17 protein-coding genes and 1 pseudogene are annotated in these 22,073 nt (G+C 65.0%); 12 read left to right on the top strand and 6 right to left on the bottom strand.

Translation table 11 applies throughout. The features are described from left to right. Positions 1–90 precede the first annotated feature (90 nt). Entirely contained in the window at positions 91–1,041 is a 951-nt protein-coding gene (locus AC1RNQ_RS02880; protein WP_493168771.1) for a bile acid:sodium symporter family protein, read from the bottom strand. Positions 1,042–1,395: 354 nt separating this feature from the next. Here AC1RNQ_RS02880 and AC1RNQ_RS02875 point away from each other — a divergent pair, with 354 nt between their 5' ends. Together AC1RNQ_RS02875 and AC1RNQ_RS02870 are read left to right on the top strand one after the other, a co-directional pair. Further along, positions 1,396–2,049 carry a 5'-methylthioadenosine/S-adenosylhomocysteine nucleosidase family protein gene (locus AC1RNQ_RS02875; protein ID WP_493168769.1) on the top strand — a complete coding sequence of 218 codons (654 nt, stop codon included), beginning with the start codon at positions 1,396–1,398 and terminating at the stop codon, positions 2,047–2,049. After that, positions 2,046–2,708, top strand: coding sequence for a D-Ala-D-Ala carboxypeptidase family metallohydrolase (locus AC1RNQ_RS02870; RefSeq protein WP_493168767.1), 663 nt, complete (start codon positions 2,046–2,048; stop codon positions 2,706–2,708). The genes AC1RNQ_RS02875 and AC1RNQ_RS02870 overlap by 4 nt, the downstream gene beginning before the upstream one ends. A 489-nt stretch (positions 2,709–3,197) precedes the next feature. Here AC1RNQ_RS02870 and AC1RNQ_RS02865 read toward each other — a convergent pair whose 3' ends face one another. From AC1RNQ_RS02865 to AC1RNQ_RS02855, 3 genes are read right to left on the bottom strand one after another with little or no spacing between them, the layout of a single operon-like run. Then, entirely contained in the window at positions 3,198–4,205 is a 1,008-nt protein-coding gene (locus AC1RNQ_RS02865; protein ID WP_493168765.1) for a cytochrome d ubiquinol oxidase subunit II, read from the bottom strand. Further along, positions 4,202–5,593, bottom strand: a complete 1,392-nt coding sequence (locus tag AC1RNQ_RS02860; RefSeq protein ID WP_493168763.1) for a cytochrome ubiquinol oxidase subunit I — start codon at positions 5,591–5,593, stop codon at positions 4,202–4,204. Before AC1RNQ_RS02860 ends, AC1RNQ_RS02865 begins: the two co-directional genes overlap by 4 nt. Continuing rightward, positions 5,580–6,200: a GbsR/MarR family transcriptional regulator gene (locus AC1RNQ_RS02855; protein WP_493168761.1), complete on the bottom strand. Its 621-nt coding sequence runs from the start codon at positions 6,198–6,200 to the stop codon at positions 5,580–5,582. Before AC1RNQ_RS02855 ends, AC1RNQ_RS02860 begins: the two co-directional genes overlap by 14 nt. Positions 6,201–6,382: 182 nt before the next feature. Here AC1RNQ_RS02855 and AC1RNQ_RS02850 point away from each other — a divergent pair, with 182 nt between their 5' ends. The 5 genes from AC1RNQ_RS02850 to AC1RNQ_RS02830 all read left to right on the top strand — a co-directional run bounded on the left by AC1RNQ_RS02850 (position 6,383) and on the right by AC1RNQ_RS02830 (position 14,682). Further along, on the top strand, positions 6,383–7,303 hold the full coding sequence (locus AC1RNQ_RS02850; RefSeq protein WP_493168760.1) for a tetratricopeptide repeat protein: 921 nt from the start codon (positions 6,383–6,385) through the stop codon (positions 7,301–7,303). Positions 7,304–7,344: 41 nt separating this feature from the next. After that, a complete protein-coding gene (locus AC1RNQ_RS02845; protein WP_493168759.1) occupies positions 7,345–8,238 on the top strand; it encodes a hypothetical protein in 894 nt (297 codons plus the stop codon). 92 nt (positions 8,239–8,330) lie between these two features. Continuing rightward, positions 8,331–10,163 (top strand): translational GTPase TypA, encoded by a 1,833-nt coding sequence (gene typA, locus AC1RNQ_RS02840; RefSeq protein WP_493168758.1) that lies wholly within the window; start codon positions 8,331–8,333, stop codon positions 10,161–10,163. 206 nt (positions 10,164–10,369) lie between these two features. Next, positions 10,370–10,927 (top strand): pseudouridine synthase, encoded by a 558-nt coding sequence (locus AC1RNQ_RS02835; RefSeq protein WP_493168757.1) that lies wholly within the window; start codon positions 10,370–10,372, stop codon positions 10,925–10,927. A 377-nt stretch (positions 10,928–11,304) separates the two neighbouring features. Continuing rightward, positions 11,305–14,682, top strand: a complete 3,378-nt coding sequence (locus AC1RNQ_RS02830; protein ID WP_493168756.1) for a hypothetical protein — start codon at positions 11,305–11,307, stop codon at positions 14,680–14,682. A gap of 726 nt (positions 14,683–15,408) precedes the next feature. Here the strand turns inward: AC1RNQ_RS02830 and ku are convergent. Further along, positions 15,409–15,891, bottom strand: a pseudogene (gene ku / locus AC1RNQ_RS02825) (non-homologous end joining protein Ku); the annotation flags it as partial. 135 nt (positions 15,892–16,026) lie between these two features. Between ku and rutB the strand changes: the two are divergent. From rutB to rutA, 4 genes are all read left to right on the top strand, one after another. Next, positions 16,027–16,773: a pyrimidine utilization protein B gene (gene rutB, locus AC1RNQ_RS02820; protein ID WP_493168755.1), complete on the top strand. Its 747-nt coding sequence runs from the start codon at positions 16,027–16,029 to the stop codon at positions 16,771–16,773. A gap of 94 nt (positions 16,774–16,867) precedes the next feature. Further along, positions 16,868–17,251 carry a pyrimidine utilization protein C gene (rutC, locus tag AC1RNQ_RS02815; protein ID WP_493168753.1) on the top strand — a complete coding sequence of 128 codons (384 nt, stop codon included), beginning with the start codon at positions 16,868–16,870 and terminating at the stop codon, positions 17,249–17,251. Further along, on the top strand, positions 17,244–18,017 hold the full coding sequence (gene rutD / locus AC1RNQ_RS02810; RefSeq protein ID WP_493168750.1) for a pyrimidine utilization protein D: 774 nt from the start codon (positions 17,244–17,246) through the stop codon (positions 18,015–18,017). Before rutC ends, rutD begins: the two co-directional genes overlap by 8 nt. A 3-nt stretch (positions 18,018–18,020) precedes the next feature. Continuing rightward, entirely contained in the window at positions 18,021–19,079 is a 1,059-nt protein-coding gene (gene rutA / locus AC1RNQ_RS02805) for a pyrimidine utilization protein A (RefSeq protein WP_493168748.1), read from the top strand. Positions 19,080–19,089: 10 nt separating this feature from the next. Here the strand turns inward: rutA and AC1RNQ_RS02800 are convergent, their stop codons facing one another. Then, positions 19,090–21,264 carry a TonB-dependent receptor gene (locus AC1RNQ_RS02800; protein ID WP_493168747.1) on the bottom strand — a complete coding sequence of 725 codons (2,175 nt, stop codon included), beginning with the start codon at positions 21,262–21,264 and terminating at the stop codon, positions 19,090–19,092. 350 nt (positions 21,265–21,614) lie between these two features. Here AC1RNQ_RS02800 and AC1RNQ_RS02795 point away from each other — a divergent pair, with 350 nt between their 5' ends. Beyond that, a complete protein-coding gene (locus AC1RNQ_RS02795; RefSeq protein ID WP_493168745.1) occupies positions 21,615–22,049 on the top strand; it encodes a hemerythrin domain-containing protein in 435 nt (144 codons plus the stop codon). Positions 22,050–22,073 lie beyond the last annotated feature (24 nt).

The following is a 22,073-nucleotide window of genomic DNA, read 5'->3' as shown; positions in this document are numbered from 1 at the left end:
CATGATGGTCGCGGTGCCGGCCCGCTCCCCCACCCAGCCTCCCATAGCATACCCTGTCGGGAGGCTGGGTGGGGGAGCGGGCCGGCACCGCTAATTCTTTCTCAGCCCCGGTGCGATCCACGCCGAGAGGATCAATTGCGCCATATGATAGACGAGGATCGGGACGAGCACCATGCCGGCGATGGCCGGCGGAAACAGCGTCGCGGCGAGCGGCGCGCCGACCGCGATGCTCTTCTGCGCCCCCGCAAAGAGCAAAGTAATCCGGTCGGGCCGCGCCAGTTTGAGCAGCGCCCCGAACGCCCACGCGCCGCCGAACGCCAGCGCGAGCAGGACGGCGACGACGCCGCCCACGATCCCGATTTCGCGCGCGTCGAGCAATTGCCAGATGCCCGCGACGACCGCCGCCGAAAAGGCGACATAGACCGCGATCGCGATCGCGCTGCGATCCATGAACGTCGCCAGCTCCTTGTGCGCCAGCACCCACGGGCGCAGCCAGCGCTGCACCAGCTGCCCCGCGACAAAGGGCAGCAGCAGGATCGCTACGATGCGCAGCACCGCCTCGCCGTGGATTTCGCCCGCGCTCCCCGCCAGCCCCGCGAACAGCAAGGGCGAGGCGATCACCCCGATCAGGTTGAGCAAGGCCGCCGCGACGACGCTCGCGGCGACATTGCCCCCGGCCATCGAACTCGCCGCGGTTGCCGACTGCACCGTCGAGGGCAATATGCCGAGGAACAGAAAGCTGAGCGCGAGCGTCGCGGGCAGGAAGGGCGCGGCCGCCGCCTGCGCGCCAAGCCCGAACAGCGCCATCGCCCCGAAGCAGAAGGCGAGCGCGCCGCCCTGCAACTTCCAGTTGCGGATGCCGTGCAGCACCTCGTCGCGCGGCAGCCGCACGCCGTTGAGGAAGAAGAGGAATGTCACCGCCGCGGTCGACACCCCCTCGGCGACCGGCACCGCCGCGCCGCGCACGGGAAGCAGGCTCGCGAGCAGGATTGTCGCGAGGAGCAGGGGAACGAAGCGGTCGGGAAAGATGCGCGAGAGCATGGGGTGAGCGATGGCGGGGGAAGGGGAAGTTGGCAAGCAGATGATCCTCCCTGTCGCGAAGCGAGTGGTGGAGGGGTCAGCAGCGTCGCGTTACCAAGCAACCGTCGCAAGATTCACGCGGAGACGCGGAGAGACTTCCCGATTCCCATTCGTGCTGAGCTTGTCGAAGCACCGTTCTTCTTCCCGCCGCTGAAAGGGAGAACAGCCCTTCGACAAGCTCAGGGCAAACGGCGAGTATAGATTCTCCGCGCCTCCGCGTCTCCGCGTGAACCAAAATCTCTGCGCCCTCTGCGCTTCTGCGCGAATCTCGTCATCAAGGCTGGCGATGATCGCCGCACCCGCTAAACCCACCCCATGAACCTCCTCATCCTCGCCGCGCTCGCCGAAGAAGGTGACGCGTTGTTCGCGGGCACCAGCACCCCGATCCACGGCCTATTCCCGGTCCGCCGCCTCGTCGCGCATGGCCACAATCTCACCGTCGCCATCTGCGGACTCGGCAAGGTCAACGCCGCGCTCGCCGCCGGCATGCTCGCCGCCGATGCGGATATATTGCTGATGACCGGCACCTGCGGCGCGCTCGGCGCCGAGCCCGGCCGCGCCTATTGGCTCGCCGAGGCGGTGCAGCATGATTATGGCGCGAACGAGCCCGGCCGTTTCCGCCGCTACCGCGCGGGCGAATGGCCGATCGGCGAGGCGGGGGAAGCGCATTTCGCCGCGATGCCCGACCCGGGCCTCAGCCTCCGCCACGCGCGCATCGCCAGCGGCGACAGCTTCGTCGCCTGCCCCGACGCCGCGGCCGACCTCAAGGCCAATCTCGGCGCGACGCTCGTCGATATGGAGGTCGGCGCACTCGCGCAGGTCGCGGCGCGGCTGGGCAGGCCCTGGGCGGCGATCAAGGCGGTGACCGACGAGGCCAATGGCGACAGCGGCGGCGATTTCCATGCGAACCTGCTGCGCGCCGCGCGGCAGGCCGCGGCAGAGGTCGAGCGATTGGTCGCGATGCTGTGAAGCGCGCGCTGCTCGCCGCGCTGCTGCTCGGGCTCGCGGCGACCGCTATCTGGCTGCTGCTCACCCGTTCGGTCGCCCCGATCGTCGGCGTCGCGCCGCAGCAGGACGCCGACCTCTTCGCCGCCTGGCGCCTCGGCGCCGCAAAGGACGATGTAACCGCGATCGAATCCTATTTCCGCAAGGAGGGCGTCGCCGACGTCCTCCCGCTCGCCGATATCTTGCGCAGCGATGCGCGCTGGCGCCGCTGCAAGGCGGGCCAGCCCTTCGCCGTTCCGCCGCGCAACCTCTGGCCCGCGATGGTACCGACCTTGCGCTATATCCGCGATGAGCTGGTCCCCGTCACCGGCCCCGTCCGCGTCGTCTCGGGCTACCGCGACCCCGTCGCCAACGCCTGCTTCAAGGGCGCGAAAGCCAGCCGCCACCTTAGCTTCGCCGCGCTCGACCTGACCCCCGTGCGCCCCTTCAGCCGCGCCGAGCTGATCGCCAAACTCTGCCCCCTCCACGCCCGCACCGGCGCGCGCTTCGCCGTCGGCCTCGGCATCTACAAGGTGACACGCTTCCACATCGACATCGCGGGCTATCGCCGCTGGGGCGCCGACTATCACGCCGCCTCGTCGCCGTGTCTGGCGAACACACCCCGAGCGTCACCCTGGGCCTGACCCAGGGTGACGCTCTGCCGCGTCGGCGAAATAGATTTCGCGCAAAGACGCAAAGGCGCGAAGAGGCCGGTTCGCAACCGCAAGGTCGCCTTCGCATCACCGCCGCGTCATGCCACAGCATCGAAGGAAGAAGCCGCTTCGCGGCCAGCACGACCTCTTCGCGCCTTTGCGCCTTTGCGCGAAACAAAAATAGCCCGACCTGTCGGCACTATTCGGGCAGAACGTCGGCAAGCGACCGGTTGCGGCCATAAGCGATCCTCCCCCAACGGGGGAGGGGGACCACCCGACGGGTGGTGGAGGGGCACGGGAGGTTTGCGCGGCGCCAAACCGACAAGCCGCTCATTTCCGGCAACGAAGCCGGAATGCGCCACTTCACCGGCAAGGCAAACCGCCTGTGCCCCTCCACCAGCTTCGCTGGTCCCCCTCCCCGTTCCGGGGAGGATCGTCAAAGGGCAGCTTCTCATCCCAAACCGGCCGATCCACAGCCCCTCACTCGTAACTCAAATGCGTCGCCTTCCCCCGGAAGATCCAGTGTGCCAGCACCGAATAGCCCAAAATCACCGGCAGCACGAACAGCGCGCCGATCAGGATGATGCTCAGCGATTCGGGTGACGCCGCCGCCTGCCAGATGTCGAGCCGGTCGGCGATCAGATAGGGGTAGAAGCTGTAGGCGATGCCGACGAAGCCCAAGGCGAAGAGGATGCCCGCGGTCGCGAGCGGCGCCCACGACAGTTCGTCCTTTTCGCGCAAGGGCCGCCGCAGGAAGATCGCGAGTCCGACGAAGAGCGTCGCCGAAGCGAGCGGGATCGGCAGCAGCGCGATGATCTCGGGCAGGCGGAACCAGCGGGCGAAGATGCGCTCCGACAAGAGCGGCGTCGCGACCGAGATGATCGCCATCGCCAGCGCGGTCGCCCAGAGGGTCCATTCGGCCCAGCGCACCGCGCGCTTCTGGAGCTCGCCCTCGACCTTGTAGACCAGCCAGCAGGCGCCGACGAAGAGGTAACCCGCGACCAGCCCCAGCGCCGCGAGCAGGCAGAAGAGTATCGAGGTAAAGCTTTGGTCGAACCCCAGCACATAGGCGCCGAGCATATAGCCTTGGCACAGCGCGGTGAGCAGCGAGCCATAGAAAAAGGCATGGTCCCAGCGATGCTTCTGCTCGGGCGGCGCCTTGGCGCGGAATTCGAAACTCACCCCGCGCAGGATCAGCGCGACGAGCATCAGCGCGACGGGCAAGTACAACTGGGTCAGGATCAGCCCGTGCGCGACGGGGAAGGCGACGAGCAGCAGCCCGATACCGAGCACCAGCCAGGTTTCGTTGGCGTCCCAGAAGGGCCCGATCGACGCGATCATCAGGTCGCGATTCTCGTCCTTCTCGAGCCGGGTCAGCATGCCGACGCCCAGGTCGTAACCGTCGAGGATGACATAGAGCAGGATCGACAGCCCCATCAGCCCCGCGAAGATCACGGGCAGCCACCAGGGATCGATGAAGGGGGTCATGGCCTGGCTCCCTCTTCGAGCGCTTCGGCGGGCCCCGCCGCGACGCCGGGCAGCGGGAACATCGGCTTGGCCTCGGGCGCCGCCTTGCCCAGCCTTGCCAGCCGGTAGAGCACCGCGATATAGGCGGCGAGCAGCACGACATAGACCGCGAGATAGAGCGTCAGCGAACCCGCGACCATCGTCGACCCGACCGGCCCGACCGCATCGGCGGTCCTGAGCACGCCCGTCACCAGCCACGGCTGGCGTCCGATCTCGGTGACGTACCAGCCCGCGAGCGTCGCGCCCCAGCCCGCGAAGGTCATCGCGACGAGGGTGCGCGCCAGCCAGCGCGGCAGCTTGTCGACCCCGCGGCGGCGGATATGCCAGGCCGAATACCAGGACACGGCGAGCATCAGCACCCCGATCCCGACCATGATCCGGAAACCCCAGAACAGCGGCCCGACCGGTGGGTGGTTGCCGACATAGTCGTTGAGCCCGGGGACGACCCCCTCGGGGCTATGCTTCAGGATCACGCTCCCCGCCGAGGGGATCGCGATCTCGACATGGTTGGTGCGCGCCTCGCTGTCGGGGATCGCGAAGAGGACGAGCGGCATATGCGCCTGCGTCTCCCAATTGGCCTCCATCGCCGCAATTTTGGCCGGCTGATGCTCGAGCGTGTTGAGCCCGTGCTGGTCGCCGACGAAGATCTGCACCGGGATCAGCAGCGCCGCGGCGTAGACGGCGGCCTTCAGCGTGCGTCTGACGCCCTCGCCGCCGCCGTCCTTGAGCCAGCGCCACGCGCTCATCCCCGCGATCAGGAAGGACACGGTGAGCGCCGAGGCGAGCAGCATATGCGTCAGCCGGTACGGCATCGACGGGTTGAAGACGATCGCCCACCAGTCGGTCGCATGCACCACCCCGTCGCGAATTTCGAAGCCCGTCGGGGTCTGCATCCAGCTGTTGAGCACGATGATCCAGAAGGCCGACAGCGTCGTGCCTCCCGCGACCAGGCAGGTCGCGAGCGTGTGCACCCAGTTGGGCACACGGCTGAAGCCGAAGAGCATGATGCCGAGGAACACCGCTTCGAGGAAGAAGGCGGTGAGCACCTCATAGGCGAGCAGCGGCCCCGCGACATTGCCGACCTTTTCCATATAGCCCGGCCAGTTGGTGCCGAACTGGAAGCTCATCGTGATCCCTGAGACGACCCCCATCGCGAAGCTCAGCGCGAAGACCTTCACCCATAGGCGGTAGGCGTCCATCCACGCGCCGTCTTTCGTGCGATTATACGCGAGCTTGAAGCCGAGCAGCGCCCAGCCGAGCGCGATGGTGATCGTCGGAAACAATATGTGGAAACTGATGTTCGCCGCGAACTGGATGCGCGCGAGGATCAGCGGGTCAAGTGCGTCCATCGTCAGGCTCCCCGATCCGGCCTTTCCCGCGGCCGAGCATGCGATCCTTGAACTCGAGCGCTTTTACCACGCGCTCGCCCAGCCGCAAAAGCTGGAGCAGCCGTTCGGTGTCGAGCCGCTCCATCTCGGCATACCAGTCGGTCAAGAGCTCGATCTGTTCGTGCATCGCCGCGATCCGCTCCTGCGCGAAGCGGTCGCCGGGGTCGGTCGCGGGCTCCATCAACAGGGTGCGCAGCGTCGTCAGCGTCGGGTCGATCTCGCGCTTCTTGCGCTCCTCGACGAGGGTGCGGAAGATCGCCCAGACGTCGCGCGGGGTCGCATAATAGTCGCGCCGGTCCCCGGGCAGATGCTTCAGCTGGACGAGGTTCCAGCTCGCGAGTTCCTTGAGCCCCATGGACACGCTGCCGCGCGACAGGCTCAGCGCCTCGCTGATCTGTTCGGCGTGGCGCGGCGCGTCGGCGAGGAACAGCATCGCATAGATCTGTCCGACTGTGCGGTTGATCCCCCAGCGACTCCCCATCTCGCCGAAATGCAGGACGAACGCCTGCGCAAGCGGGGAGAGCCGGAACGGCGGCGATGGAGAGTCGGGGGTGGGGGATGGTTCCACGCCGACTCGTATAGCCGTGAGTTTCTGAAGCTTCAATAATTATTGAAACTTCATAGCCGCAACCTCCGCGATATGGGCGAAGGTCGGCAAGATCGTTGCCCGCCACGACGATCAGGCGTAAGCTGCGGGCCCGTCCGGCGGCCCCGGCGCCGCTGCGACATTGTTCATACAAGGAGGCTGTCATGCGGCGATCCATCGGACTCGGTCTGGCCCTGTCGATGCTGGCGTTCGCGCCAGTGCTCGCGGCGGGCGGCGGCGGCGGGGGAGGCGGCGGCGGTTCGGCGCCGAGCGCCTCGGCCTACGACCCGACCGCTGATTACCAGAAGGGCGTCGCGGCCTTCCAGGCGGGCCAGTATAAGGAAGCGGCCAGCGCCTTTCGCAAGGTCGTCGCCGCGGTGCCGCGCAACGCGCAGGCGCAATATATGCTCGGCGCCAGCCTGCTCGGCGCGGGCGACTACAAAAAAGCGGTGCGCCCGCTCGACGCCGCGGTCAAATATGACGGCAAGCTGATCGAGGCGCGCCGCGACCTCGGCGTCGCCGCCGCGCGCTCGGGCGATAGCAAGCGCGTCGACGAGCAGCTCGCGGCGATCCGCGCGCTGCAGGCAGCCTGCGCCGAAAGCTGCCCCGACGCCGCCAAGCTCGCGGGCGCCATCGCTGCGATCGAAGCCGCGCAGGCGGCCGGAACGCAGTCCTCGGCGGTCGTGCGGCCCGAGGTTCGGCTCGCGAGCGCTGCGTCGGTCGACGGCACCTATGTGGCCGCGGTCGGGCTGATCAACGAGCATCGCTACGACGAGGCGATCGCCTTGCTCGATTCGGCGCTGTGGGCGGCGGGGCCGCACCCCGACATCCTGATCTATGTCGGCTTCGCGAACCGCAAGCTCGGCCGGTTCGACCGCGCCGAGGGCTATTATCGCGCCGCGCTCGCGGTCGCCCCCGACCATCGCGGCGCGCTCGAATATTATGGCGAATTGAAGGTCGAGCGCGGCGACCTCGCCGGCGCGCGCGCCAATCTCGCGCGGCTCGACAGCCTGTGCGGCTTCGGCTGCTATGAGGCCGACGAACTGCGGCGCTGGATCGCCGAGGCGAAGCCATCCGCCGGCTAGCGGCGGCGCTGCTGGTCGCGGCGGCGATCCCCGCCGCGCTCGTGGCGCGTGACCGGCTGTTCGCGTCGCGCGCGCTCGAATGGACCGCGCCGGGCGCCGAATGGGCGGTGCTGGCAGAAGCGCCGCGCCAATGCCCGCGCGCCGATGTCGTCGCGGCCACCGATCCGGCGACGCTCGTCGCGGGCGAGGCCTTGTTCAACAGCCCGGCGCTGCTCGGCGGCCAGGCGGCGAAGGCCGAACTCAGCTGCGCCGCTTGCCATCGGAATGGGCGGAACAATCCGCATTTCCAGATGCCGCAACTATCGGGCGCGCCGGGGACGGCGGACGTCACCAACAGCTTCTTCGGCCCTGACCGCGCCAATGCGCATTTCGATCCGGTGCCGATCCCCGACCTCGCGATGCCGGGCAAGGTGTCGCGCGCGCCCGGCGATCCCGAGCTGCCGCGCTTCGTCCGCGCGCTGGTCGTCGAGGAATTTTCGGGCGCCGAGCCGAGCCCGGCGATGCTGGGGGCGCTGGCGGCATATGTGCAGAGTGTCGGCCCTTGTCCGGCGGAGGCGGTCCAGCCGCGCCGCTTGGCCGACCAGCTGCGACTGATCGGGCTGGCGATTGCGGGGGCCGAGGCGGCGGAGGACGACCCGGTGCTGCGCCGGCAATTGATCGCGGCGGCGCGGCACCAGCTGGGACTGATCGACGAGCGCTACGCAGGCGCGGGCCAGGCCAAGCTGCGCGGCGACCTGCTCGCGGCGTCGCGCGATCTCGCGCGTCTCGGCAATGGCGCCACGGACGCCCCCGGCTGGATCACCGCGCTGCGCAAATGGCACGCCGGTTTCGCGGCCGAGCTGGCACCGCGGCTGGTGCGGCACGAGCGCGCTTCGCGCTACGACCCCGCGGTCTTGCACCGCGCGCTGGCGGCCTCGGTGAAAGCGCCCAACTGACCGGCAATTTTGTTGCGCCGCAACAGGGCTTCTGATAGGGGCGCGGCGTTTCGCGGCCCCGCTGCCGCCTCCTCCCATCAAGGCTCTACCGCATGTCTTTGCGCAATATTGCGATCATCGCCCACGTCGATCATGGCAAGACCACCCTCGTCGACCAACTGTTCCGCCAGTCGGGCACCTTCCGCGACAACCAGCGCGTCGAAGAACGCGCGATGGATTCGAACGATCTGGAAAAGGAACGCGGGATCACCATCCTCGCGAAGTGCACCTCGGTCGAATGGGGTGAGGGCGCCGACCTGACGCGCATCAACATCGTCGACACCCCGGGCCACGCCGACTTCGGCGGCGAGGTCGAGCGCATCCTCAGCATGGTCGACGGCGTCATCCTGCTCGTCGACGCCGCCGAGGGCCCGATGCCGCAGACCAAGTTCGTCACCGGCAAGGCGCTCGCGCTCGGGCTGAAGCCGATCGTCGTCGTCAACAAGATCGACCGCAGCGACGCGCGCGCCGCCGAAGTGCTCGACGAGGTGTTCGAACTCTTCCTGACGCTCGAGGCCAATGACGAGCAGCTCGATTTCCCGATCCTCTACGCCTCGGGCCGCGGCGGCTATGCCTCGGACAGCCCCGATGCGCGCGAAGGCGATTTGACCCCGCTGTTCGAGACGATCGTCCGCCACGTCCCCGCGCCGGGCCTGCCCGAGGATGGTCCCTTCACCTTCCTCGCGACTTTGCTCGACCGCGACAATTTCATCGGCCGCATCCTGACCGGCCGCGTCCAGTCGGGGACGATCAAGGTCAACCAGCCGATCCACGCGATCGACATGGACGGCAAGGTGATCGAGACCGGCCGCGCGTCGAAGCTGCTCGCCTTCCGCGGGCTTGACCGCGTCCCCGTCGACGAGGCGAAGGCGGGCGATATCGTCGCGATCGCGGGCCTGACCAACGCGACCGTCGCGAACACCATCGCCGACACGACCGTCAGCGAGCCGATCGCCGCGCAGCCGATCGATCCGCCGACGCTGTCGATGCGCTTCGCCGTCAATGATTCGCCGATGGCGGGCCGCGAGGGCAGCAAGGTCACGAGCCGCATGATCCGCGACCGCCTGTTCCGCGAAGCCGAGACCAATGTCGCGATCCGCATCACCGAAAGCGCCGACAAGGACAGCTTCGAAGTCGCGGGCCGCGGCGAGCTTCAGCTCGGCGTGCTCATCGAAACGATGCGCCGCGAAGGCTTCGAACTCGGCATCAGCCGCCCGCGCGTCCTTTATGGCGAGGACGAGGCCGGCAAGCGCACCGAACCCTATGAAACCGTCGTCATCGACGTCGACGACGAGCATAGCGGCACGGTGGTCGAGAAGATGCAGATCCGCAAGGCCGACCTCACCGACATGCGCCCCTCGGGCGGCGGCAAGACGCGCATCACCTTCTCGGGCCCCTCGCGCGGCCTGATCGGCTATCATGGCGAGTTCCTGTCGGACACGCGCGGCACCGGCATCATGAACCGGTTGTTCGAGAAATATGGCCCGTACAAGGGCAATATCGCGGGGCGCCAGAACGGCGTGCTGATCTCGAACGGCAATGGCGACGCGGTCGCCTACGCGCTCGGCCCGCTCGAAGAGCGCGGCATCCTCTTCGTCTCGCCCGGCGAGGCGCTGTACGAGGGCATGATCATCGGCGAGAATGCCAAGCCCGACGACCTCGAGGTCAACCCGATGAAGTCGAAGCAGCTGACGAACTTCCGGTCGACCGGCAAGGACGACGCGATCCGCCTGACCCCGCCGCGCCGCATGACGCTCGAACAGGCGATTGCCTATATCGACGACGACGAGATGGTCGAGGTGACCCCGAAGAACATCCGCATCCGCAAGGCGCTGCTCGACCCGCACGAGCGCAAGAAGGCGTCGCGCAAGAAGGAAATGGCGTAAAGATTTGTGCGCCTTTTCCGGCGGGGGAGGGCAGCGCATATTGTCTTTGCCCACTTTCCCGATTTTCGTCATGCTGAACTCGTTTCAGCATCCATGGCCTGCTCTCTCGTCCGGCGCTGCCTAGCTGGAGGAAACAGGCCATGGACCCTGAAACAAGTTCAGGGTGACGAGGAAGGGGAGCGGGGCACTATGCGAGGCGTGACGCGTTGGCCCGCTTGATCCTGTTCAACAAGCCCTGGGGTGTCCTGTCGCAATTCACCGACCGCGGCAGCACCGCGGATAGTGGCGGCGCACGCGCGACGCTATCCGACTATATCGACATCCCCGGCGTCTACCCCGCCGGCCGCCTCGATCGCGACAGCGAAGGCCTGCTGATCCTGACCGACGACGGCGCGCTGCAGGCGCGCATTTCGTCGCCCAGGCACAAGATGCCCAAGACCTATCTGGCGCAGGTCGAGGGCGAACCCGACGCCGCCGCGCTCGAAGCGCTCCGCCGCGGTGTCACGCTGAACGACGGCCCGACCCGCCCCGCGGCGGTCCGCCGCATCGACGCACCGGCGCTCTGGAACCGCGACCCCCCCGTCCGCTACCGCAAGAGCGTCCCCGACAGCTGGCTCGAACTCACGATCACCGAAGGCCGCAACCGCCAGGTCCGCCGCATGACCGCCGCGGTCGGCCACCCGACGCTGCGGCTCGTGCGCTGGCGGATCGGGGGGTGGGAGATCGGGGAGTTGGCGGTGGGGGAGTGGCGGGAGGTACATTGAGGAAGAGGCTTTAGTCCTTTCACTCGGCCGCGGGGCATGGCCCACGCCCAGATAATCGCCATGCGCCATCGGCGGAAATGGAAAACACATCTTTCGCGGCAAGCTGCTATCTCCGGCTAGGGCAGGAAGGCGTCGAAAGATGTGTTCGCGCATAGAGGGCGCGGCCAAAGCGATCTAGTGGAGGCCTTGATCCGTAGTTCCAAAACTTGCATTTGTTGAACATGGGGGAAACGTCTTGGTCATTTCAAACGCGCCACGAGAATTCGGGCGACAACGGGAATGACTTTGAGCGTTTCGTATTAGAATGTTTTCGGGTTGCGAAACAGGAGGCTTCGTTCTCCAAGAGCCTTAGGCGTGGACGGGACGGTGCGATCGATTTGATCGACCAGCATAGTTTGCCTGGCACAACGACCATCGCGGAATGCAAATATATTGGTAATGGCGGGTTCGGGGAGGCAAAGGCGCGCTGGCGTGAGGTCTATAAACATCTTGCCGATCATCTGCCCCGACTTTCTGCAAATCCAAGCAAGCAAAACGACTCACCCTATCGCACTTGGCTCGATTCCGATCGACCGATCCGGCGCTATCGATTCTGCATAACGATCAGCTTAACGGATGCCGAGGTCGTCCGCCTTGAAAAGCTGATCGCGCAGGATTTTGCAAAGCTGGCCGTTGCAGGAGTTGAGGCGGTTCGCCACTTGGCCGAAATTCAAGGTGCGATCCGTGTTTTGTCGTGGGATTGGTTTCACGCCGAGCTAACCGATTGTCCGTCGCTCGCCTTTCGCTGGTTCAGAGGGTTGCCAATCGGCGTAAACGCATTCGAGCGCGGAGGTCGGACGGGACAGTCATTCCGCGATTTCCTGAGTGGCGGTCAACTCGTCTATTTTTCCCGCGACAGCTTTGCGGCGAAGGGTTCTGAAGTCGCGGCGCGAGGCGAAGCCGATTTGGTCGAGGGACTGGTTTCGGGAGAAATAAGGGCCTTGGTCCTAGCGGGTCCGGGTGGTGTGGGAAAAACGCGCCTTGCTCACGAACTTGCGATCAAGCTGACCAATGAAGCAATGGGCTTCGACGCCTATTGGCTGGAGCGCGGTGCAAGCGCGATTTCTGTGCAGGAGGTTATAGGGCGCTACCCAGCCAAAGCCTCGATATTATTTCTGATCGACTATGCTGAGGCGGCGCAACGGTTGACCGAAATCGCTGATGTGGTTGCGCAAATGAACCATCAGGCTGGCCACCAAATCCGAATTGTCGCGACCTGCCGAGCCAGCGCTACGAATCGGCTTCGCGATGCGCTCGAAATTCTGAGTCCTGAGATGGTCAATCTCGCCTCGAAAGTTGGTGGCGAGCACGAATATCTCGATTGGGTAACCGGCTCGATTTTGGCGTTGGAGCCCTTCCCGGAGCCTGACCAGTTGGCGCAGGTCTGCCACGGGATACCGGCTCTCGCTGCTTTTGCGGTCTATCTGTTTCGTGCCGATCGAGCCCAGTTCAATGATCAGTTCGGCGGACTCCTGGCTACCCGCGATTTTGAAAGCTGGTCGAACAAGCGGATCGCGGCGCTGATGCAGGGCACCTCCTTCAGCGAGCGTGCGACCGCCGAGATCGCCCTAGCCCTTCCAATCCCGCCGGACCGGCTGTCCAGGTTCAGACAGACGCATGGCGACTTGATCGATCGACTTGTCGCCGACCGATGGATCGAATATGTGGACGGGAATATCGCCGCTGCGCATGATATTCTCGCTGACGCCTTATTGGCGCGTTGGCTGTTTGAAACCGAAAGCGCGACCACGCTTCGTGTCGTCGATCTCCTCGAAACGGCGGCGTCCGCGCAGGATTTGCCACATGGTTTCATTGTACTCGCCCGACTGGTAACGCATCCTGGGTTTGTAGGGATTGATGGGCAGCAGGTGGCGCAAGCGTTGCTTGCCATGGCCGACGCCAAGCAAGTGATGGCGTCCGCCGGGCAGATTTTGGACGGGCCGCTGTTGAAGCTCCAACATAAGCTTGACCTGATCGCGAGTCTCTCCGCTTTGCCTCAGGTAATAGTACATAACCCATCGTTGCAACTCAGCGTAGCAAAAATAGCTGAACAAGTGGGGCATGCCAGAAAGCATGGCGAGGACCTGACAGTACCCGCAGCGATAGGTGATCTCCTCGACTTGGCTTGGTCGTACGGTCTGGAGTCGAATTTCGTTCTGCGCAGAGCTTTCGCATTTGACCCAGAGCGCTTTCGTTCGCGCGCATTCGCTAATATCGCGCTTTTTCCTGTTGTCGAGCAAACGCATTTCTTGATCGCAGAGATGCTCCGTTCGGGTGAATGCCCTGACGCGATGAGCGAAGCGGTCCAAAACTGGATCAAGGCGAATTCCCGAGTGGCATGCGCCAGTTTTGTCTACAAGGCGTGGCTCGATGCTTGGGGCGAGCGGGAAGCGGTCCACGAACCATTGCTGGGCTGGATCGATGCGCACGGCCTGAGGTTGGATGCCCAGTTTGTCTATAGTGCTTGGCTTAATGCAGGTGGCGAGCGGAAAGCGTTCCACCAACCATTGTTGGACTGGGTCGATGTGCATGGTCTGACGTTGGATGCCCAGTTTGTCTACACGGCGTGGCTCGATGCGGGAGGCGAGCGGGAAGCGGTCCGCGAACCATTTCTGGGCTGGGTCGATACGCATGGCCTGATATCGGAAGCACGGTTTGTCTATGGCGCTTGGCTAAATGCCGGGGGTGAGAGGGAGCCGATCCGCGAACCGTTGTTGGGCTGGTTCGGCGCGTATGGTCTGACGCTGGAGGCACAGTTTGTCTATAAGGCGTGGCTCGATGGCGGAGGCGACGAAAAGGCGATCCGCGAACCGTTTCTGGGCTGGGTTGGTGCGCATGGCCTGACGTTGAATGCACAGTTTGCCTATAAGGCGTGGCTCGATGCTGGAGGCGAGCGGGAAGCGATCGGCGAATCATTGTTGGGCTGGGTTGGTGCGTATGGCCTGACGCCGGAGGCTCAGTTTGTCTATAAGGCGTGGCTCGATGCCGGAGGCGACGGAAAGGCGATCCGCGAGCCGTTGTTGCAGTGGGCCGAAGTCTTTGGGCGGGAATTCAGCGCGGACCATGTCTATCGTGCTTGGTTAGATGCGGGCGGGGATTTTGAGGACGTTGAACAGCGGGTGTTCGATTGGGCAGTGGCTTGGTCTCATACTGAGGACTTCGTATATCTAAGCAAGGCCCTGTCGAGGCGCCGAAATTTGCCAGAATCCGTTGTTTTGGCTCTGGTTCAATGGGCCGTGACCTATCCGAGGAACGAGGATAGCGTTTCACGGATACGCCGCGTAATTGGCAATCTGCCATCCACCGATATTTCCGTCGTCGGATTTTCCTCGCTCACGGACCAACTCTTGCGATTTGCCGAAGACCTCGGATCACCTTCCGACATCGATCGCAGCCTGATCTGGTCTATTTGCGTATCGCTCGCCAACCACAGACTTTACAGCCTCAACCCATTCGCAGTGTGCCGGTTTGTTGCTCGGATGATTGGTTCCGGCTTGGTCTTTGATCGGAGGTTGACACCCAGATCAATGGATTACTTGACCGGCAGCCAAGATATTATCTGTCATTTGGCGGTTCTAGGTGTGCGCGAAGGTGTTCTCGATCCAGTACGCGACAGCCAAGCCCTAGATCTGTTCGCCGATTGGATCGAAGTCTCGACACCAGATGCCGTTGACGCAGCGCGTCTGTTGTCGAAGCTAAGGCGCGAACTTCGCTGATAGCAGACATTTTGAGAGAATGCCTGGTTTGGAACAAACCATAAACAAAGTCCTTTCCTAAAAAACTTCGCTCCGTCATATCCTGTCCGATTCGCCTCTCGACTTCGCTCGGGACAGGCTTCGGCAGACAGGAGGGCACGCCATGCAGAACCGGACACCGATCGCGGCGGAGGCGCGGCCGCCGCTTCCCGACTTCACGCCGGTGCCGCGCAAATACCGGCACGACGGGTGGACGCCCGAGCGGCAGAAGGCGTTTATCGCGGCGCTCGCCGATACCGGGTCGGTCAGCCGCGCCGCGGCACAGGTCAATATGGCGCAGGCGAACTGCTATACGCTGCGGCGCGCGCCGGGGGCGGAGAGCTTTCGGCGGGCGTGGGAGGCGGCGCTCGATTTCGGGGTCGCGCGGCTGAAGGACATCGCGTTCGAACGCGCGATCGACGGCTATCTGGTGCCGGTCTTTGTCGGCGGCAAATTGCTGGGGTTCCGGCGCAAGCATAATGACGCGCTGCTGATGTTCTGCCTGCGCCATTACGGGCAGGACGCGGGCGGCAAGCGCACGACGATCAACTATTTCTCGACGCGCGCCAGTGCAGGGGCGGGCGCTGTGGTCGCGGGGAACGCCGAAGGCGGCGCGGGGGCGACGGGCGCGGTCGCCGAGGCCTCGACGACGACGGTGCGCACGGTGATCCATGGCGCCGCGGCCGGGGGGGCGATGCGGCGGGGACGCAGGACGCGGTCGCAGGGGCGCAGGCCGACAAGCTGTTCCTGCCCGCGCACCGACAGCTGGCCGAGGCCGATCTTTTTCGATTTCCGGAGCGCCTCGCGCAGCACGATATAGGCCTCTTCGGCGAGCTCGTCGGCGGGGACGACATAATAGGGCTTGGCGTAATAGAGGATGTCGATCTCGCCCGCGTCGACGAACTGGACGAGTTCGAGCGTGCGTTTGCTCTCCAATTTGACCGCTTCGATCTCCTCCTCGTCGAGCAGGACATAATTGCCCTTCGAGGTCTCGTAACCCTTGACGATGTCGCCCACGTCGATCGCGCCGATGCCCGGCACGGTCTTTTCATATTTGACCGGCTTGCCGCTCGGTTCGTGGATCTGGCGGAAGCTGATCGCGGCGCCCGATTTGGTCGCCGGATAGATTTCGACCGGGATCGACACCAAAGCGAGGCGGATCTGTCCCTTCCAATAGGCGCGTGCAGCCATCGGCTTTCTCTTTCGCTTGTCGCGAGTCCAAATGATCGGGCGGGCGAGGGGTTCCACCTGCTGCGCCGCAGCATGGCGGCTTGCATCGCGGCGGCCTTTCGGGGAAGCTGCCGCATTGCTGCAAGGGAGCCGGACTTGGCCATAGCCGTCGATACGACACCCAGGGGACGCCCCGGCGTGACGCTGCCCGCGCGGCCCGAACCGCTGATCGTCGATCCCGCCTCGACCGCGGTCGTCGTGATCGACATGCAGAATGCCTATGCGTCGAAGGGCGGCTATGTCGACCTTGCCGGTTTCGACATATCGGGCGCGGCGGGAGCGATCGGGCGGATCGCGCAGGTGCTGGACGTCGCGCGCGGCGCGGGTATGCCGGTGATCTATCTGCAGAATGGCTGGGACGCGGACTATGTCGAGGCGGGCGGGCCGGGGTCGCCCAACTGGCACAAGTCGAACGCGCTGAAGACGATGCGCGCGCGGCCCGAATTGCAGGGGCAACTGCTGGCGCGCGGCGGCTGGGATTATGAGCTGGTCGAGGTCCTCGCGCCGCAGCCGGGCGACATCCGGCTGCACAAGACGCGCTACAGCGCCTTCTTCAATTCGCAGCTCGACAGCACATTGCGCTCGCGCGGCATCCGTACGATCGTCTTTGTCGGCATCGCGAGCAATGTCTGCGTCGAATCGACGCTGCGCGACGCATTCCACCTCGAATATTTTTCGGTGATGATCGAGGATGCGACGCACCATCTCGGCCCCGATTATGTGCGCGACGCGACCGTCTATAATGTCGAGAAATTCTTTGGCTGGGTATCGACCGTGGCCGATTTTTGCGGGTCGGTGGGCCAGCAGCCTGCCGATGAGGTTTCCAACAGCCGTTCGCCCTGAGCTTGTCGAAGGGCCGTATTTTCTCTCGGGCGCCGAAAAAGAAGAACGGTCCTTCGACAAGCTCAGGACAAACGGAAAAAGAAAGAGTGATCCGATGCCCTTCGAACCGATCAACCCGCCGCAATTCCCGACCCCGATCGCGCCCTATTCGGCGGGCGCGAAGGCCGGAAACACCGTCTATGTGTCGGGCGTGCTGGCGCTCGGCGAGGGCGGGGTGGTGCTGCACGTCGGCGACGCGGCGGCGCAGACGCGGCATGTCCTCGGCGTCATCCGGATCACGCTCGAGGCAGCCGGCGCGACCCTCGAGGATGTCGCGATGAACCATATCTTCCTCAAGGATTTTTCGGACTATGCCGCGTTCAACGCCGTCTACGCCGAATATTTCCCGGGCGCGAAGCCCGCGCGCTATTGCATCAAGGCCGAGCTGGTGAAGGCGGACTGCCTGGTCGAGATCGCGAGCGTCGCGCACATTGGCTGAGGCGGCGGGCCTCTATTATGAAGTCCATGGGCGGGAGGATGCGCCGCCCTTGATCCTGTCCTCAGGGCTGGGCGGATCGGCGAGTTACTGGGCGCCGAACATTGCGGCCTTAGCCGAGCATTTCCGCGTCATCACCTATGACCATCGCGGCACGGGGCGGAGCGACCGGGCCTTGCCGCACGTCGATTTGAGCGCGGATGTGGCGCAATTGATGAACGCGCTAAACATCACGGAGGCGCATTTTGTCGGCCATGCCGCAGGTGCCGCAGCCGGACTGATGATGGCGCTCGACTGGCCGCATCGGCTTGGCAAGATGGTGTTGATCAACGCCTGGGCGGGACCCGATCCGCATTTCGCTCGCTGCTTCGACGCACGCCTGGCGCTCCTCCGGAACAGCGGCGTCGCCGCTTATGTGCACGCGCAACCCATCTTCCTCTATCCGGCGGAATGGAGTTCACGGCGCAGCGACGAGATCGATCGCGAAGCGGCGCACGCGATCGCCGGGTTCCCGGCCATCGATACGATGGAGCGTCGGATCGATATGCTGCGCCGGTTCGATATTCGGGACAATTTCGGGAACTTCGACACGCCGATGCTGGCGATCGCCGCGAGCGACGATATGCTCGTTCCAGCCCATTGTTCGCGCGAATTGGCCGACAACATCCAAGGCTGTTCGATCGCGATGATGGATTGGGGCGGTCACGCCTGCAACGTCACCGACCCCGAGACTTTCAACCGCATCGTCCTCGATTTCCTCAGGAGATAAGCCATGCAAGTCGGTGTTTTCGTTCCCATCAACAACAATGGCTGGCTGATCAGCGAAAACGCGCCGCAATATATGCCGAGCTTCGACCTCAACAAGCAGATCGCGCAGCGTGCGGAGAAGCACGGGCTCGATTTCCTGCTTTCGATGATCAAGCTGCGCGGCTTTGGGGGGAAGACCGAATTCTGGGAATATGGGCTGGAGAGCTTCACGCTGATGGCGGGGCTCGCCGCGGTGACCGAGAAGATCAAAATCTATGCGACCTGCCCGACCTTGGTGATCCCGCCGGCGTTCGCGGCGCGCATGTGCAACACGATCGACAGCATCAGCCACGGGCGCTTCGGGCTCAACCTGATCACCGGCTGGCAGCGGCCCGAGTACAGCCAGATGGGGCTGTGGCCGGGCGACGAGCATTTCCGCAACCGGTACCAGATGCTGGGCGAATATGCCCGCATCCTGCGCGAATTGTGGGAAACGGGGCGCAGCGATTTCAAGGGCGACTATTACCAGATGGACGACTGCCTCGTGCGGCCCATGCCCGGGGGCGAGATGAAGATCATCTGCGCGGGTTCGTCGGACGAGGGGCTCGCCTTCTCGGCGCAGTGGGCGGACTATGCCTTCTGCCTCGGCAAGGGGGTCAATACCCCGACCGCCTTTGCCTCCAACAACGAACGGCTCGCCGCGGCGACCGCGAAGACCGGGCGCGACGTGTCGGTGTTCGTGCTGGTGATGATCATCGCCGCCGAAACCGACGAAGAAGCGCATGCGAAGTGGAAGTCGTACAATGACGGCGTCGATGTCGCGGCGATCTCGTGGCTGATGGACCAGGGCGCCGCCGACAAGCACAATAAAACGACCAATGTCCGCCAGCTCGCCGCACCCGAAGGCGCGGTGAACATCAATATGGGGACGCTGGTCGGCTCCTACGAAAGCGTCGCGCTTATGCTCGACGAGATGGCCGAGGTGCCTAACACCGGCGGCGTGCTCCTGACCTTCGACGATTTCATCGAGGGGGTGGAGGCGTTCGGCACGCGTATCCAGCCCCTGATGAAAAGCCGCCAGTAGGGCCCGCCGATCAGAATTCGATCGACGCCGAGGCCTTGAAGGTGCGCGGGCCGCCCTGGAGCAGCCGCGCGCCAAAGGCGCTGAAGGCGTTATAGGCGGTCGCCCAATAGCGCTTGTCGGCGACATTATCGACGTTGAAGCGCAGGGTCAGCGGGGTGTCGCCGACGAGCGCGACATAGCGTGCGCCGAGGTCGAAGCGCGTCCAGCTGCCCAATTCGAGCGTGTTCGCCGCGTTCACCGCCTGCTTGCCGGTATGGACGACGCGCCCGACGAGCGTGAGTTCGGGGAGGAAGGGCAGGTCCCATTCGACATTGGCGTTGGCGAGCAGCTCGGGCACGCCGACCGCGTCATTGCCCTCGTTCAGCCCGCCCTCGGTGCGGCGGAGCTTGGCGTCGAGCAGCGTCAGCCCGCTGATGATGCGGAGGCCGTCGACGGGTTCGCCGTCGAGCGTGATCTCGACGCCGCGGTTCCGCTGGGTGCCGTAATTGCCGAAGACGATCGTCACCGGGTCGACGAAGGCGTTGGGCTTGTCGATGCGGAACAGCGCGAGCCCCGCGTTGAAGCGGCCGAAGTTCAATTTGCCGCCGACCTCATATTGGGTCGACTTGACCGGCGCCAGCGCCGCGCCGCCGTTGACGACGGGCAGCGGGGCGGTCATCGGCGCGCCGTCATGGTCGTAGGTGGCCGGCGCCGTCGAACCGGCGATCAACCCCTCGATCCGGTTGGCATAGAGCGACAGGCCTTGCACGGGCTTGACCACGAGACCGAGGACCGGGGTCGCCGCCGATTCCTTGTAGCCGCCGGTGCGCGCGCCGTCGGTATAGGAGTAGGAGGTCGTCTTGATCTCCTGCAGCCGCAGGCCGCCGGTGATCAGGATGCGGTCGTCCCAGAAGCCCAGGGTGTTCGAGAAGAAGACGCTCGACACGCGGTTGCGGCTGATCGGGAACACATCGTCGAGGTCGCCGCCGACGAAGCCGCCGGGCGTGGGCGCCGGCGCGACGACGGGGTTGTAGAGGTTGGTGGCATAGCCGGTGAAATCGAAGTCAAAGGCGTTGCGGTTGACCTGCCAGCTCACCGCGGCGCCGGCGTTGATCTCGTGGCTGACGCCGCCGCCTTCCAATTTGATGCGGATGCCGGCGGTCGCCGATTCATTGTTGTCCTCGCGGGGGACGTACGAGCCCGCGCCCGTCGCGGCGCCGGTCACCGGATCGCCGACGCTGATGCTGGCGGTGGTCTGATCCTCGCGCCCGTCGCGCGCGCCGGCCTTGGCATAGAGCATCGCCTTGTCGGAGAGGTCATATTCGAGGCTGAAGGTGCCGAAAACATCCTTGGTCAGGATCTGGCTCCACGGCTGCGAATAATTGGTGTCGGCTTGCGGAACGCGCGGGACGACCGCGCCGATGCCGACCTGGCCGCGCCAATAGGTCTGGTTCAGGCGCTGGTAGTTGAGGCTCAATGCGGCGCGCAGCGGGCCATTGTCATAATCGAGCATGGCGCCGAGGACGTAGCTCGAATGGAATTCGTCGTCGATCGCGATGTCGCCGCGGCGTGCCGATGCGTTGAGGCGCAGGCCCCACCGCTGATCGGCGCCGAAGCGGCGCGCGACGTCGACCGCGCCCGAGAAATGCGACGCCGAGGTATAGCCCAAAGTGCCGCGGATGACGTCGCGCTCGGCCTTTTTGGGGAGGATGTTGACGCTGCCGCCGATGCCGCTGCCGCCGGGCGCGGCGCCGTTGAGGAAGGCGCTGGCGCCGTTGATGACCTGGACCGAGGAGACGAGTTCGGGAGCGACGATCTGGCGCGGGGTAATGCCGTAGAGGCCGTCGAAACCGACGTCGTCGGACGAGAGGTCGAAGCCGCGGATGACGAAGACCTCGCCCGCGATGCCGAAGCCCAGCGCGGTGCGGATCGTCGGGTCGTTCTCGAGCACTTCGCCGAGCGAGTCGGGCTGCTGGTTCAGAATCAGGGCTTCATTATAGCTGCGGATGTTGAACGGGATGTCCTCGGCGAGCTTGGTGCCGAAGACGCCGACATTGCCGCCGCCGGTAACCTTGGTCTGGTTGTTGCGCTGCGCGGTGACGATGATGTCGTCGGCGCCGTCCTGTGCCGCGGCGGGTGCGGCCAGGGCGAGCATCGCGGCGCTTGCCGACAGGCCGATCGCGATGCGGGTGTGGAATTTGGTCACTGATAGTCCCCTTGCAAACGCGGCTGGCCGCGCGAAAACCTATGTGCGGCGAGCCTTCATCGCCCAGCCGACGGCGACAAACGGTATCGCGAGCGCGGCCCAGGCCGTTGCATGGGGAAGCGCACGCCTGCGATTATTGCGAAAGATTATCAATAGCGTGCCCCTATGGCCGGATAAGCAAATCTGCAAGTATTTTCGCCTTTCCGATCCGTCTTTCGGGTCATCCATGCGATGGATCGGGCCATGTATGCGCGGCAATGCTCGATTAACCCTCTTTTCATGACGCGCTCTTAGGAGGGACAGGAGGGACCACTCGACGATGGGCGGCCCCTATGCACATGGCGCATGAAATGCAGCGACTGCGCGCCGAACATGCGGCGCTCGACACGCTGTCGCGCTTTTTGCTGGCGCTCGTCGCCGAACCCGACCCGCCGCGCCCGACCGAGCTCGCCGCGGTGCGCGGCATGTTCCGCGATACGCTGCTACGCCACCTGAAATGCGAGGACTGGGCGCTCTATCCGCGGCTGAAGGCGAGCGGCGACGCCGGTCTCGCGCGGCTGGCGGGCGAGTTCATCTTCGAAATGGGGCATATCGCCGAGGATTTCACGGCCTATGACGCCAGATGGTCCGCCGAGCGCATCGCTGGCGACTGGCCGGGCTTCTGCGCCGAGACCGCAGCGGTGCTCGACGCGATCGCGATGCGGATCGAGCGCGAAGAGCGCGAACTATATCCGGCGGCCGAACAATATGACGTGCCCGTCGCCCGCCGCGCTGCGCGGCACTGACGTCGGGGGGCGGATCGCCAGCGT

The organism is Sphingopyxis sp. GW821-FHT12F08 (assembly GCF_058806755.1).
This window is presented reverse-complemented; position numbering and strand designations above follow the sequence as displayed.